We start from the raw sequence: 244 nt of genomic DNA, 5'->3' as shown, positions 1-244 counted from the left end.
CAACGGCATCTTGAATGTCTCTGCAGAGGACAAGACAACTGGCCAAAAGAACAAGATCACCATCACCAATGACAAGGGAAGGTTGTCCAAGGAAGAGATCGAGAATATGGTCCAGGAGGCTGAGAAGTACAAGTCTGAAGATGAGGAGCACAAAAAGAAGGTGGAGGCAAAGAATGCGTTGGAGAACTACGCCTACAACATGAGAAACACTGTGAAAGACGAGAAGATCAGTGCAAAGCTTCCC

1 protein-coding gene is annotated in these 244 nt (G+C 46.7%); it reads left to right on the top strand.

The window, feature by feature from the left end; all coding sequences use genetic code 11:
- Positions 1-244: Hsp70 family protein (locus C6N31_RS47465; protein ID WP_198359753.1), on the top strand; the 244-nt coding region annotated here is incomplete at both ends.

This window comes from Streptomyces fildesensis (genome assembly GCF_016107395.1).
Classification (GTDB): domain Bacteria; phylum Actinomycetota; class Actinomycetes; order Streptomycetales; family Streptomycetaceae; genus Actinacidiphila; species Actinacidiphila fildesensis.
Note: the sequence above shows the minus strand (reverse complement) of the source record. Positions and strands in the feature narration are given on the sequence as shown.